Annotated in this window: 13 protein-coding genes; 2 read left to right on the forward strand and 11 right to left on the reverse strand. The window is 48.9% G+C overall.

What is annotated here, in order from left to right; genetic code table 11:
* Positions 1–56 precede the first annotated feature (56 nt).
* The gene (locus HMPREF2596_RS03000) at positions 57–374 is read left to right on the forward strand and encodes a DUF2322 family protein (protein ID WP_070849542.1); all 318 of its coding nucleotides are present in this window, start codon (positions 57–59) and stop codon (positions 372–374) included.
* A 61-nt stretch (positions 375–435) separates the two neighbouring features.
* Here the strand turns inward: HMPREF2596_RS03000 and trxA are convergent, their stop codons facing one another.
* The 10 genes from trxA to HMPREF2596_RS03045 form a co-directional block, all read right to left on the reverse strand.
* Positions 436–768, reverse strand: coding sequence for a thioredoxin TrxA (gene trxA, locus HMPREF2596_RS03005; RefSeq protein WP_003681479.1), 333 nt, complete (start codon positions 766–768; stop codon positions 436–438).
* Between the two features lie 125 nt (positions 769–893).
* On the reverse strand, positions 894–2,459 hold the full coding sequence (locus tag HMPREF2596_RS03010; RefSeq protein ID WP_070849543.1) for an ABC transporter ATP-binding protein: 1,566 nt from the start codon (positions 2,457–2,459) through the stop codon (positions 894–896).
* An 85-nt stretch (positions 2,460–2,544) separates the two neighbouring features.
* Entirely contained in the window at positions 2,545–4,098 is a 1,554-nt protein-coding gene (locus HMPREF2596_RS03015) for a fatty acid--CoA ligase (protein WP_070849545.1), read from the reverse strand.
* 154 nt (positions 4,099–4,252) lie between these two features.
* Positions 4,253–4,351, reverse strand: a complete 99-nt coding sequence (locus tag HMPREF2596_RS10890) for a DUF333 domain-containing protein (protein ID WP_083324975.1) — start codon at positions 4,349–4,351, stop codon at positions 4,253–4,255.
* Between the two features lie 52 nt (positions 4,352–4,403).
* Complete coding sequence (locus HMPREF2596_RS03020; protein ID WP_070849546.1) at positions 4,404–5,189, reverse strand: TatD family hydrolase; 786 nt, start codon at positions 5,187–5,189, stop codon at positions 4,404–4,406.
* Between the two features lie 4 nt (positions 5,190–5,193).
* Complete coding sequence (locus HMPREF2596_RS03025) at positions 5,194–5,547, reverse strand: PilZ domain-containing protein (RefSeq protein WP_003746058.1); 354 nt, start codon at positions 5,545–5,547, stop codon at positions 5,194–5,196.
* Positions 5,548–5,557: 10 nt separating this feature from the next.
* Positions 5,558–6,538, reverse strand: coding sequence for a DNA polymerase III subunit delta' (locus HMPREF2596_RS03030; RefSeq protein ID WP_070849547.1), 981 nt, complete (start codon positions 6,536–6,538; stop codon positions 5,558–5,560).
* Positions 6,539–6,860: 322 nt separating this feature from the next.
* On the reverse strand, positions 6,861–8,177 hold the full coding sequence (locus tag HMPREF2596_RS03035; RefSeq protein ID WP_070849549.1) for an MFS transporter: 1,317 nt from the start codon (positions 8,175–8,177) through the stop codon (positions 6,861–6,863).
* Positions 8,174–8,362, reverse strand: coding sequence for a cbb3-type cytochrome oxidase assembly protein CcoS (ccoS, locus tag HMPREF2596_RS03040; protein WP_004520838.1), 189 nt, complete (start codon positions 8,360–8,362; stop codon positions 8,174–8,176). The genes HMPREF2596_RS03035 and ccoS overlap by 4 nt, the downstream gene beginning before the upstream one ends.
* Positions 8,362–8,667 carry an HLGFF motif protein gene (locus tag HMPREF2596_RS03045; RefSeq protein ID WP_070625817.1) on the reverse strand — a complete coding sequence of 102 codons (306 nt, stop codon included), beginning with the start codon at positions 8,665–8,667 and terminating at the stop codon, positions 8,362–8,364. The genes ccoS and HMPREF2596_RS03045 overlap by 1 nt, the downstream gene beginning before the upstream one ends.
* 233 nt (positions 8,668–8,900) lie before the next feature.
* Between HMPREF2596_RS03045 and HMPREF2596_RS03050 the strand changes: the two genes are divergently transcribed.
* Positions 8,901–10,097 carry an acetate kinase gene (locus tag HMPREF2596_RS03050; protein ID WP_070625816.1) on the forward strand — a complete coding sequence of 399 codons (1,197 nt, stop codon included), beginning with the start codon at positions 8,901–8,903 and terminating at the stop codon, positions 10,095–10,097.
* Between the two features lie 155 nt (positions 10,098–10,252).
* Here HMPREF2596_RS03050 and HMPREF2596_RS03055 read toward each other — a convergent pair whose 3' ends face one another.
* Positions 10,253–13,015: a TonB-dependent receptor domain-containing protein gene (locus tag HMPREF2596_RS03055; protein WP_070849551.1), complete on the reverse strand. Its 2,763-nt coding sequence runs from the start codon at positions 13,013–13,015 to the stop codon at positions 10,253–10,255.
* Between the last annotated feature and the right edge of the window lie 172 nt (positions 13,016–13,187).

Consider the following 13,187-nt stretch of genomic DNA (forward strand, 5'->3'; position numbering starts at 1 on the left):
TTTCAGACGGCCTTGTTATATGGTTTGCTTTAAAACCCACATCAGAAAGGACAATCATGAGCTTCCAAGATAATCTGGCCGCCATGCCTGCCATCGACCATTTGAGCGGCTTGGATATTCTCGATAAAGAGGGCAATGTGGTTCATCACATTCCCAATGCGCCCGGCAAACAAGGCTCGCTTAAGCTTTATCATGCTTTGGCGCAAGAGTTTGACGGCAAGCTGGACGCAGCGGCAGCAGAACGCGGCCTGGCATGGTTTGCCGAACATGTTGCCGATGCCGAAGCCAATCCGGGTAAGCATCCGAATATTGATTTGCTGTTTAAAGTGAAAGCTGACAATATCAGCCTGACTTTGAAACCCTTGGCTGCTTAATGAATACAAAAAAGGCCGTCTGAAAATAAGTTTCAGACGGCCTTTTTATATGCTTAAAGTCTTAAGCGATAGAAGCTTCAACGAATGCAGTCAGTTGACCTTTAGCCAATGCGCCGACTTTAGTTGCAACGTTTTCGCCGTTTTTGAACACCATCAGGGTAGGGATGCCGCGAACGCCGAATTTGGCAGGAGTAGCTTCATTGTCGTCGATGTTGATTTTAACGACTTTCAGACGTCCTTGGAATTCGGAGGCGATATCGTCCAAGATTGGGGCAATCATTTTGCAAGGGCCGCACCATGGTGCCCAGAAGTCCAGCAATACAGGTACGTCGGATTTCAAAACGTCTTGTTCGAAGCTGGCATCGCTGGCGTGGATAATCAATTCGCTGCTCATGTTATTTCCTTTTGAATCGGGATTAATAAAGATGTTGTTCAGAATAGTGGCAGACAGGGAAAATTTCAAGTGCCGCCACTAGGTAATAGTTTTTTTGAAATGCGTCTATCGTAATCCTTAAAGATTCAGACGGCCTCTTGAACCATGTGGCCGGAGTGTGCAATCAAATGGCGCGTATAGTCGCTGCTTGGATTGGCAAATACGTTTTCACATTCGCCTTCTTCAACGATTTTGCCGTCTTTCAACACCATCACGCGGTGTGAAATGGCGCGGATCACGGCGAGGTCGTGGCTGATGATGATGAAGGCGAGGCCGTATTCTTTTTGCAGGCCGCTGAGCAATTCAAGGATTTGTTGTTGCCATTGGACGTCAAGCGCGCTGGTTGGTTCGTCCAATACGAGGATTTTCGGGCGGACAATGATGGCACGAGCGATGGCGAGGCGTTGGCGCTGGCCTCCGGAGAATGCGTGCGGATAGCGTTCGAGTGCGTCTTCGGGCAGGCCGACTTGTTTGAGGACTTCTTGAACGCGGCGGCGCATTTCTTCACGCGGCATTTCAGGTTCGTGCACGCGTAAGGCTTCGGAAACGGTATCAAAGACATTCATGCGCGGATTGAATGCGCCGAACGGGTCTTGGAACACCATTTGGATTTCGCGGCGTAATTCGTGTCGCCATAGCTCGCCGTTGATGTGCAGGCTGCCTTCGGAATCGATAAGGTGCATAACGGCTTTTGCCAGCGTGGTTTTGCCGCAGCCACTTTCGCCGATGATGCCTAAGGTTTCGCCGGATTTGAGGTCGAAAGAAATGGGGTTGAGGATAGTTTTGTCGCGTTTTTTAAACCAACCGTCCGATTCTTTGACGGAAAAGGCGATGTGTTCGGCCTTAAGTACGGTGGCCGGGTTTTCAGGCAAGGGGGCGACGCGGCGTGTTGTGCCGGCATTGAGCAGCATTTTGGTGTATTCGTGTTGCGGATTGGCGAAGACTTCGGCGGCTTTGCCGGTTTCGAGGATGCGGCCGTTACGCATAACGGCGATGTCGTCGGCAAAACGGTGCACGAGGTTTAAGTCGTGCGTAATGTAGAGCATGGTCATGCCGTGGTCTTCCTGCAGGCGCGAGAGCAGGTCGAGAATTTGGGCTTGGACGGCAACGTCCAAAGCAGTGGTCGGTTCGTCGGCAATCAGGAGCTTGGGTTGGGCGGATACGGCCATGGCAATCATGGCGCGTTGGCGTTGGCCGCCGGAAAGTTGGAAAGGATAGGCCTGGGCTTTTTGCTCGGGCTGGTGGATGCCGGTTTCGTCTAGGAGTTCGATAGCGCGCGCCCATGCCTGTTTTTTATCCAAACCCAAATGCAGGGACAGGACTTCGGCGATTTGTTCGCCGACGCGCATCACGGGGTTGAGGGCGGTCATGGGTTCTTGAAATACCATGCCGATTTCGCGGCCGCGCAGTTTTTGCAGGGCGCGTTCGGGCTGGGTCAGCAGATCGGTTCCGCAATATTTCAGACGGCCTTCAAAGCTAACCATCGGGTTGAGGCGCATAATGCCTTGCGACAATACGGTTTTGCCGCTGCCGCTCTCACCGACCAATGCCAGCTTGCGGCCGGGTTGCAAGGTCAGGTTGATATTGTGCAGGACTTGCTTGCTCGGAAAGGAGCCGTTTAGGTTTTCGATTTCGAGTATAGGTGTCGTCATGGTCGTGGCCGTCTGAAAAGGTTTGTGGAATACAGGTTGTTTTCAGACGGCCTGCATGAATCAAGAGGCCGTCTGAAACAGCGGTTTAGTCTTGAAACTGTTCTTTGAGTTTGCGTTTTAACACTTTGCCGGTGGCATTGCGCGGCAGCTCGTCTTGGAAGATGATTTGTTTGGGGATTTTAAAGTTTGCCAGCAGGCCGCGCAGGTGGCTGCGGACTTCGGCTTCTTCCAGTTTCATGCCTTCTTTGAGTTGGATAAAGGCAATGATTTCTTCATCGGCGTATTGGTCTTTCACACCGATGACAGCGGCGGCTTCCACGGCTTCGAGTTTGTAGATGGCTTCTTCGATTTCGCGCGGATAGACGTTTTGGCCTTTGGAGATAATCAGGTCTTTTTTGCGGTCGACGATGAAGATAAAGCCGTCTTCGTCTATGGTGACGAAGTCGCCGGTTTTCAGCCAACCGTTGACAATGGTTTCATCAGTGGCGTCAGGCATATTGAGGTAGCCTTGCATAACCGAGCCGCCTTTGATGATGAGTTCGCCCACTTCACCGCGCGGCACTTCGATCAATTCGTCATCGACGGCTTTCACGGTCAGGCCGGGCAGAGCGACGCCGACGCTGGCGGTTTTTTGGCGTTCGGGCGTATTGACGGCCACGACGGGCGAGCATTCACTCAAGCCGTAGCCTTCCAGTAATTTGGCGCGCGGAAATTTGGCTTTGAAGTCGTCAATGGTTTGTCCGGCCAAAGGCGCGCCGCCGCTGATAAACAGACGGACGCGGTTGAACCATCTGAAATACCAAGGAATTTTGGCTTTGCTCATGGCAGTGTAAATAGCCGGTACGCCGAGGAAAATGGTAGCGCGTTTGAGCAAAACCTGTTTCAACACGTTGGAGAACGGGAAGACGGATTTAACCAAAATAATCGAGCAGGCTTGATATATCGGCAGCAAAACCATGGCGGTCAGCGTAAAGCTGTGGAACATGGGCAAGAAGACGACAAAGCGGTCTTTGCTTGAAATTTGGAAAATTTGTTCAATGCCCGAGAGGTTGGAAAACAGGTTGCTGTAACTGATTAATGCGCCTTTGGGATGGCCGGTTGTACCGGAGGTGTAGATAATGTGCGCCAAATCGTTGACAGACGGCTGACGGCTCAGATTCGGCTTGCCGGGGAATGTGCGTGCGGCATCGAAATAGCTGTCTTCGCCACTGGCGGCTTTGGTTTCGCCAATCCAGATGATTTTACGGACTTTGGTTTTGGCTTTGATGTTTTTGAGTTCTTTGGCCAACGGCGCGGAGGCGAACATAAAGCGTGCGTCGCAGTCATTGAGGATGTAGGAAAATTCTTCGCTTTTCAAAAAGACGTTGAGTGGGACGGCTACCGCACCGATGGAAGTAATGGCGAAATAGGCGGCAATAAATTCGGGAGAGTTGGAAACGACAAGGGCGACCTTGTCGCTATATTGTACGCCTTCGTGTTGCAGATAGGCGGCGACGGTTTCTACTTCGTGTTTGAGGGAGGAATAGCTGATTTTTTCTTTGTCGTTGAAAATGACTGTGCCTTTACCGTTTTTTTGGCAGGCTGCAGTCAACATGGCGTAAAAATTAGAATGGGTGTGCATTTCGGAGTTTGTGTCCATATTGTGTCGATTGATGTACGGTTTCGATGAACCGTTTATTTCGAAGGATAGGTTTTACATCCTATCGGTAAAATAAGCAAGAGGCCGTCTGAAAATACTTTCAGACGGCCTTGAGCTTTGCTGGGCTTAGGAAAGCAATATTTTGAATTTAAACCTATTTATTGTGTTGATGGGAATATTCCCATTCTTCGAAGGCACGGCCGTCCGGAAGATGGCACAAGTCGATTTCGTTATCGTTTCTGTCTTGAGCCATTTCGAGTTTGCCGCTATGTTTGAGGCAGAACCAATGGTAGAAAGCCTTAGAACTAGCCGTTGTTCAGACGGCTGTCGGGTACTTTCTTAAACAGGCGATAGAAATTGTCGCTGGTGTTTTGTGCCAATGTTTCCAAGCTCTCGCCGCGCAGATTGGCTACGAATTCGGCTGTATAGCGGACGTAGGACGGCTCGTTTTGTTTGCCGCGTTTCGGAACCGGCGCGAGGAAGGGGGCATCGGTCTCTACCAAGATTCTATCGGCTGGGACGTATTTTGCGGCTTCCTGAATCAGCGGCGCGTTTTTAAACGTCACAATGCCGGAGAAGGAAATGTATAAGCCCAAATCTAAAGCGGCTTTGGCAAAGGCGACGTCTTCGGAGAAACAGTGAATCACGCCGGAGTTGGTATGGCACTCTTTCAAAATCCGCAACGTGTCTTCGGCCGCATCGCGCGTGTGGACGATAACGGGCAGGCCGCTTTCGTTGGCGGCTTGGATGTGGTCGGCAAAGCGTTGATGCTGCCATGACAAATCGCCTTTGCACCAGTAATAGTCCAAACCGGTTTCGCCGATGCCGACGATTTTGGGATGTTTGGCCGCTTCTACCATTTCGGCAACGGTAAATTCCTCCGCTTCTTGGCTGTCGGGATGTATGCCGATGGTGCAGTAGATGTGGTCGTGCGCCTGGGCAATGTCGAAGACTTCGACAAAACTTTGTTTGCTGACGCTGATGGCAAGCGCCTGTTTGACGCTTTGCGCTTCCATATTGGCAAAGACTTCGGGTAGGCGGTCTTTTAGGCCGTCAAAGTTGAGATGGCAATGTGAATCGATTAAATGCATGGTATTACAGGGTAAAAGTAGTGCGGTCGCTGCGCAGGCGCGGACCGAGCTCGGCTTCGATCAGGTTTTTTGCCTGCTGGCAGCTTTCGTGTTCGGAAAAGGCAAGGCCTACGCCTTTGGGGCGGTGGGCCGAGGTGCGCGCCGGATTGATCCAAACGACTTTGGTTGGCAGGAAGCGTTTGGGATAGTCGGCGATTTCTACGGCCAAGAGAATGTCTTCGCCTAGGGAAAATACGTCATCGGTCGGCACGAACAGGCCGCCGTGTTCTAAAAACGGCATATAGCAGTTGTACAGTAGATTGGGGTCTTTAAGTTGCAAAGCCAACATCTTCGCCGGAATGTCTTTTTTATTCATCATTTATTACCTGTTAGGGTTTGTTTTGCCAAAAATCTAAATATTCGATAAGCAGATACTCAAGTTGCATTTTAACACTCAAGGTATGGTATCCGTAAGGGTTGAGCGCGTTCAGACGGCCCAATAGGGCAAACAGCCTGCGTGAATCGGTTTTAGAGGCCGTCTGAAGCAGGGCTTGGGCATGGTGCGGATAATAAAGCGGCGCCATGCTTTGTTGTGCCAAGCCGACATCCGTCAGCCACTTTTGCATCCAGTCGATGAAAACGGCCAGCGGTTGTTTTTGTTTGTCGAACGCAGCAGCGTAGTCGAGTATGGCCAACAGGCGCGGGGCGGCCAGCAGCGTCAGCAACTCTTCGCGTAATGCATCCAATTCGGGAGCAAGTGTGAATAAAGGCGCGCCGCTGTGGAATGCCAACAAGGCTTCGGCATTTTCCACGCCCTGTTGACGCAGATATGCCGCAGCCTGCTCATGGGTCGGCGAGGGTAGCACCATCTGGCGGCAACGGCTCTTGATGGTGGGCAGGAGTTTGTCGCGCGCGTGGGTAACGAGCAGGAAAACAACGTGTTGCGGCGGCTCTTCCAAAGCTTTTAACAAACCGTTTGCCGCCTGTGTATTCATGCTTTCCGCCGGATGTACCAATACCACGCGCAGGCCGCCTCGGACAGCGGTCAGGTAAATGTTTTCCACAATATCGCGCACGGCATCGATTTTGATTTGCAGGAGTTTGCGTCCTATTGCCTCGCCTTCGGGAATTTCCGGCGTGAGTTCGTAAAAGTCAGGATGCGTGTTTTGGCTGAACAAATGGCACGAAGCGCACTCGCCGCAGGGTTCATGACCGGACTTGGGCGATTCGCACAGCAATGCCTGCGCGACAAAGCGGGCAAACTCGGTTTTGCCGGTATTTTCTTTGCCGGTAAACAGCCAGGCGTTGGGACGGTTTTGCCAATGGGCGGCGAGCTGTTGCCATTGGGTTTCATGCCATGGATAAATCATATCGTTTGGGAACTATAAGGTAGGTGGTTATTATACGCTCAGGCCGTCTGAAAAAGTTTTCAGACGGCCTTTAATAAGCTGCCTAAAAATTGACCAAATTTCGTTTTACTTTGAAATATCAATTATTAAGCCGACTTATTCACAGCCTTTGCACACGCTTGTTTGGGGAAAATGTGCATTTTGTTTGACGGTAAATTAATGCTTAAAATTTAGGCAGCCTTGTTTTTTAATGTTAAATCAGACAGTAATCTGATTTATGCACAAGCTGTCCACGAGATTGAACAGTGAAAATGTGCATGGTGGGGATACATTTCAGACGGCCTTATTTGCTGATTTTCAACAAAGCAGTCAAATCCCCGATAAATTTCGGTTCCCGTTTGATGAGGTAAACAATCAACGGAAGATTACCCACGGCAACAATCAAATACAGCAGCGTGATGCTGTCGAACAACATCAGCAAAACCACGCTCAAAATAGCAGCCGACACCATAAACACGCCGTTGATGATGTTGTTGGCGGCGACAGCGTGGGCACGGAAGGTTTCGCTGCTGGCGGTTTGCAGCCAAGTGTAGAGTGGTACGGAGAAAAAGCCGCCGAAAAAGCCGATGGCCGACATGACGAGCATAATCGGATACGCCTTGGCTTGCGATAAGAACCAAATAATGCCGTTTAATTCGGTAAAGCGTTGGCCGTGGGTCAGCCACACCAACAATAATCCACAGACCGTCAGCCCCAGAGTGCCGATGGTGACCAAGCCCAAAATCAGTCGCTCATGGCTGAGTTTGGCGCATAACACCGAGCCGATGGCGATGCCGATGGAGAACAGCGCCAACATCAGGTTGAACACATTATCGTTGCCGCCCAAATGGATTTGCGTGAACGTCGGCAGTTGGGTGGTATAAACCGAGCCGACAAACCAAAACCATGAAATACCGATAATGGAGGTGAATACAGGGCGGTCGGCCACCGCTTCACGAATCAGCGAATTCGTGCCTTTGATGATGTTCCATTCGATTTTTGTGTCCGGAATTTTAGCGGCTACAGACGGCATAAACAGGCTGGTCATCGTGCCGCCGATGGCGACCAATAACACCAAACCGCCAACAATATACGGCGGAACGCCTGCGACTGCGGTGCCCAAAATCTGGCCGAGCAAGATGGCAATAAACGTACCCGATTCAATCAGGCTGTTGCCCATAATCAGCTCTTTGTCGTTGAGGTAATCGGGCAAAATGGCGTATTTCAGCGGGCCGAACAAGGTTGATTGCGTGCCCATGCAAAACAGGCAGATTAAAAGCAAAGGCGCGGATTGGATGTAGAAGCCATATGCCGCCACTGCCATAATGATGATTTCCAACAGCTTGATCCAGCGCGCCAAAACGGCTTTGTCGAATTTGTTGCTCAGTTGCCCTGAAAGCGCGGAAAACAGGAAATAGGGCAGGATAAACAGCATCGCGCCCAAGTTCAGCATTTGGCTGGATGGCAGAAAGTCGTTTTTGCCCAAACCGTAAAAACTGATCATCACGAATAATGCGGTTTTGAACACATTATCGTTAAACGCGCCCAAAAACTGCGTCCCAAAGAGCGGCGCAAAACGGCGGGTTGTGTGGAAATTCAGATTGTCTTTTTTAAGGCTCATTGTTCGGATTCTTTGTTTTCGTCTTTTTCGATCAGTTTTTCAGTGGAGTCGTCGTCCATCAAAATGCGGTGTGCAGGTCCTTCAAGGTCGTCAAACTGTCCGTTTTTACCCGACCACCAGAAAAACCAGCCGATGATAAAGGCCAAAATAATGCTGATGGGGACAAGGATAAACATACTTTCCATTACATCGCTCCGGTCAAATCGGTCAGGATAAAGGTTTTGCCGCTGACGGTCAGGTATTCGTTGCGCAGCGCGCCGATGTTTTTATCGTCAAAAAACAATTCGATACGGTCTTTAACCACGCGCCAGTATTGCGGAATATCGGTTTGCTCGAAAGGCGACAATACCGCCGCTGCGGCTGCGTCTTCACTTTGCAGCTTGATTGCGAAGCGTCCGCTTTGCGGCGGATTTTGCGACTCATCGTCTGCCAACATAATAAAAAATCCGGCATGCTCGCCGTCTTGAGTGTGGATACTGAAATAATGCATATTGAAAATTCTTCAAAACCGCCGTCATTTTTCAGACGGCCTAAAATAAAATTCCGTCCATTTTACATCAAATATTAAGTCAAGCAGCCGATTACATTTTTTGTTAGAATACGGCGTTTACTTTGTTAATCTGTTCAGACCGCTACCCACTACGTCCCACAAGGGGTGCAACATAGCCGGAGCCGCAGTAAGGTCCCGACAAAAATGCCGTCTGAAACCTCAAGGAGCATAAAATGACACAAAAATTAATCTTGGTTTTGAACTGCGGCAGCTCTTCCCTCAAAGGTGCCGTATTGGACAACGACAGCGGCGAAGTATTGCTGAGCTGCCTGGCAGAAAAACTCAATCTGCCTGATGCCTTCATTACCTTCAAATTCAACGGTGAAAAACGCAAAGTCGATCTTTCTGCCAAACCTGACCATACCGGTGCTGTTGAAGCCCTGATGGAAGAACTGAAAACGCATGACCTCGACAGCCGTATCGGCGCCATCGGCCACCGTGTCGTCAGCGGTGGCGAATTGTACAAAGAATCTATTTTGGTTGACGACGAAGTCATTGCCGGTATTGAAAAATGCATTCCGCTCGCTCCTTTGCACAACCCTGCCCACCTTTTGGGCCTGCGTGCCGCACAGACCATTTTCAAAGGTCTGCCGAACGTTGTCGTATTCGATACCGCCTTCCATCAAACCATGCCTGAACACGCTTACAAATACGCTGTTCCACATGAATTGTATGAAAAATACGGCTTGCGCCGCTACGGCGCGCACGGTACCAGCTACCGCTTCGTTGCCGACGAAACCGCACGCTTCCTCGGCAAAGACAAAAAAGACCTGCGCATGGTTATTGCCCACTTGGGTAACGGCGCATCCATTACCGCCGTTGCCAACGGCCAATCTCAAGACACCAGCATGGGTCTGACTCCGCTGGAAGGTTTGGTAATGGGTACCCGCAGCGGCGATATCGACCCTGCCGTTTTCAGTTTCTTGGCTGAAAACGCCAACATGACCATTTCCCAAATTACCGAAATGCTGAACAAAAAATCCGGCTTGCTCGGTATTTCCGGTTTGTCCAACGACTGCCGTACCATCGAAGAAGAAGCTGCCAAAGGTCATCCGGGCGCCAAACTGGCTTTGGAAATGTTCATCTACCGCTTGGCTAAATACATCGGCAGCATGACAGTAGCGGCAGGCGGTTTGGATGCATTGGTCTTCACCGGCGGTATCGGCGAAAACTCCGACATCATCCGCGAACGCGTATTGGGCTACTTGGGCTTCCTCGGTCTGCACATTGACCAAGAAGCCAACCTGAAAGCCCGCTTCGGTAATGCCGGTGTGATTACCACTGCCGACAGCAAAGCTGTTGCCGTTGTGATTCCTACCAACGAAGAATTGATGATTGCACACGATACTGCCCGTCTGAGCGGCCTGTAATCCGTCATCATTGAAAACCTGTCCGCAAGGGCAGGTTTTTTATTGTGTATAGATGAAGAAAATTTTGAGGATATATTGAAAAAAGCCGGCAAACATTGTGTTTGTCGGCTTTTGAGTCAGTGTTGTATCAAGAATGCTGATAGATAGAGATAGGTTTAGAACTTATAACTGATGGTAAACAGCAAAGTCCTGCCTCGTGCGTAGTTGTTCAAGACGGAGCGTGTCGTGCCGCCATATTTGCCGTTGCATAAACCGTTGGCATCACATTCGACCTCTTCATCATCCAAACCGCCTTTTCTTTCAAATACGCTGAAATAGCGCTGGGTTGCAGCATCGTTTGCGGCATCCAAAGGATCGATATAGCGCTTATTGAACGCATTTTGAATGTCGAAACGAAGGATAAGGTTTTTCTTCGGTTCGTAATTGGCATAGAAATCAAAAATCAGCGGCTGTCTGTTGATGCTTTCTGTTTTTTTGATCACCCTTCTGCCCATTTGGTGTGAAGAGTAGGTATTGGCACCGGTTGTCCCGTCAACAAACTCTTCCTCAGTCGTTGCCCGTGTACTTTTGCCGTAATAGCGCATAATGCCGCCGATGGTCAATTTGTTGCCCAACCAGCGTGAGCCCAATTCAAACCGACCGTAATCTCGGGGCAGGCGGGAAATTTTGCTTAAGCCGTAGCCTTGTTTGATTTGGTCTTCCTTAGAAGAATTACGGGGAGATTCGCTGGCATCGCTATAATTGGTCGGCTGGTTGGTTTTTTGATAGGCGTAAGACAGAGTGGTAAAAAAGCGGCCGAAATCATAGTTCATTTCCACTTCCAAACCATTTTTATGGACAGGTTTGGCATAGTTTCGATGCTGGATAGAGTATTGCAGGCCGGTACTGGTTACCCAGCTGGGTGCTTTATCCAAATCCCACCATTTGCCATAAACATTGTGGATATAGTTGTTGATCCTGCTGCGATAGGCGACCAGTTTGAAACCCAATACATCGTCCGGCTTGAAAATCCCTTTTTTGAAGGTATTGAAGCCTATTTGGTAAGTGTTGGCCTGTTCCGGCTTGAGGGCGGTATTGACACCCGAGTCGCCGATTTGTGAAAAATACATTTCTTGAATATTCGGCATTCTATGCGTGCGCGAATAGCTGATAAACGGCATAAAGTAGTCGTTGACATTGATGTTTAATGCCACCGAATGGTTTACTGCATGCTTTTTACCGGATTTGGTATAAACCGGTTCGTAAAGGTCGCAGCTTGGCGTGCAATGCTGTTTATAAATTTCAGAATCTTCTCCAAATGCTTTTTTAAAGTCTTCTTGGGTATTGAAGTAGTCGGTATATTCGCCTTTGTAGCGGTAGTTGACCATATTGGCGCTGTAATTCAATTGATAAATGCCTTTTTTCAAGGAAGTATCAAAATAGAAAGTATTGAATTTTTGCTGGCCTGATGGTTGCAATATCGTTGATTTTTGAGGAAATATTCCTTTGTCGCCTTTGAAGCGGCCTAAAAAGCTGTACAGACCGGCATCTTGATCGGGGCCGTCGTAAAACAGGCTCAGCTCTTCCGGAAAGCGGTTTTTACTGTATTGGTTTTTAAAGAAATTGAAACCGACGGTAGCTTTTAAATCTGTTTTTTGGGGAAGTTTGAAAGAAAAGCTGTTGTTGATATCCAAAAGATTGGCTGTGTTTTTGGTTTCCAAATAATCCAGCAGCCCCCATCCTGAAAAACGTGAGTTTTTCGGATATTTTTGTTTGCCCAGGTTATGGGCGGCCAACACGTTTAAATCGACATAATCGCCAATGTTTAAATTGTAATTGGCTTGGTAGTTGCGGTTTTCTACTTTGCGGCTGCCGATACGGTTGTTCATGGTACGAAGCTGAAGGTCCAGCTTGTTGTTGTCGTTTTCGTATTCCACTTTGACCAAATGGCTGTTTGAGCGTTGTTGCAGGCTGGTCGGGTCGATTGGAGTCAGGTCCCATTGCGGTGCCAAATTCTCTTTCCAGCTTCTTTCCAAATCATCGACATAATCTCTTTGCAAAACCTCAGGATCGTTATATTTTTTGGAGAAAGGGTAGTCCCAATAGCTTTTACCGACTGCGTTACGCTTGGAAAAGTCGCGAACCCAGAGATTTTGTTCGTGGTCGAATTTCAATAAGTTGCTCTCAAAATATTCTTGTTTTTTACGGTCCAGATATTCCTCGCCAAAATTGCCGATACGCTGACCGCCGCCGCCCGCTTTATAGTTTTGCTCGACATTACGGTGGCTGTAACCATATAACGCGCCAAGGCGTGCTCCGCTGTCAAACCATTTTTGTACCGCTCCGGTTGCCATAAAGTTGCTTTTGGTGCTGTTTGTGCCGGTCAATCCTTTGGTCAAGAGGCCGAAGGTATGGTTTCCGTGTACCACATCGTCTACCCGCAAAGTACGGAAATTGGCTGTACCGGATAAGGTATTGATGCCGTTGGCACCCGAGAAACTGCCTTTGGTTACATCGACGCCGGCAATGAAATTGGGATCCAGTGCCGTACCGAATTGCGAGGAGCTGCCGCTGCGTCCGGCATCGGCGGAAGTGGAATAGAAGGTTTGGGTAACGCCGTCAACCATCGTATTGACGCGACCCAAACCGCTATCGCCACGGATATTGACCGCCAATACCCCCGATCCTTTGTCTTGTTGGGTAAAAACGCCGGGCATACTCCGCACGATGGTATCAATGTTTTCGCTGGATTGATAAACGCGTTCACGCGAACTTTTGGCTTGGCCTTCGGTAAAAACTTTTTTCTCTTTGGCAATGTGTTTGCCTTTGACTTGAATTTCATCAAGCTCTTGAGTTGAAACCTCTTCTTCTGCGTGTGCGATACTTGTTATAGCCAGTAAAGATAATGTTAGTAGATTTAATTTGAAATTCGGATTCATGATAGTTACCTCAGAAACGAAGTCGCTACTTTATAACATATTATTAAACTTTACAAATATTTTGATAATGGTTTTTATTTTTTAAAAAATAAAGTAAAATTTTGTTTTATAAGATAATCCAAGCGCATATGATTGGTCTGGTTGAAAAGATAAAGCAGGTCTGAATTTGAAT

It is taken from the genome of Neisseria sp. HMSC078C12 (assembly GCF_001838065.1).
Lineage (GTDB): Bacteria > Pseudomonadota > Gammaproteobacteria > Burkholderiales > Neisseriaceae > Neisseria.

Excerpts from the sequence above, each read along its gene's own strand:
- HMPREF2596_RS03000 (WP_070849542.1), top strand. The coding sequence starts at position 57 with ATGAGCTTCCAAGATAATCTGGCCGCCATGCCTGCCATCGACCATTTG.
- trxA (WP_003681479.1), bottom strand. The coding sequence starts at position 768 with ATGAGCAGCGAATTGATTATCCACGCCAGCGATGCCAGCTTCGAACAA.
- HMPREF2596_RS03010 (WP_070849543.1), bottom strand. The coding sequence starts at position 2,459 with ATGACGACACCTATACTCGAAATCGAAAACCTAAACGGCTCCTTTCCG.
- HMPREF2596_RS03015 (WP_070849545.1), bottom strand. The coding sequence starts at position 4,098 with ATGGACACAAACTCCGAAATGCACACCCATTCTAATTTTTACGCCATG.
- HMPREF2596_RS10890 (WP_083324975.1), bottom strand. The coding sequence starts at position 4,351 with ATGGCTCAAGACAGAAACGATAACGAAATCGACTTGTGCCATCTTCCG.
- HMPREF2596_RS03020 (WP_070849546.1), bottom strand. The coding sequence starts at position 5,189 with ATGCATTTAATCGATTCACATTGCCATCTCAACTTTGACGGCCTAAAA.
- HMPREF2596_RS03025 (WP_003746058.1), bottom strand. The coding sequence starts at position 5,547 with ATGATGAATAAAAAAGACATTCCGGCGAAGATGTTGGCTTTGCAACTT.
- HMPREF2596_RS03030 (WP_070849547.1), bottom strand. The coding sequence starts at position 6,538 with ATGATTTATCCATGGCATGAAACCCAATGGCAACAGCTCGCCGCCCAT.
- HMPREF2596_RS03035 (WP_070849549.1), bottom strand. The coding sequence starts at position 8,177 with ATGAGCCTTAAAAAAGACAATCTGAATTTCCACACAACCCGCCGTTTT.
- ccoS (WP_004520838.1), bottom strand. The coding sequence starts at position 8,362 with ATGGAAAGTATGTTTATCCTTGTCCCCATCAGCATTATTTTGGCCTTT.
- HMPREF2596_RS03045 (WP_070625817.1), bottom strand. The coding sequence starts at position 8,667 with ATGCATTATTTCAGTATCCACACTCAAGACGGCGAGCATGCCGGATTT.
- HMPREF2596_RS03050 (WP_070625816.1), top strand. The coding sequence starts at position 8,901 with ATGACACAAAAATTAATCTTGGTTTTGAACTGCGGCAGCTCTTCCCTC.
- HMPREF2596_RS03055 (WP_070849551.1), bottom strand. The coding sequence starts at position 13,015 with ATGAATCCGAATTTCAAATTAAATCTACTAACATTATCTTTACTGGCT.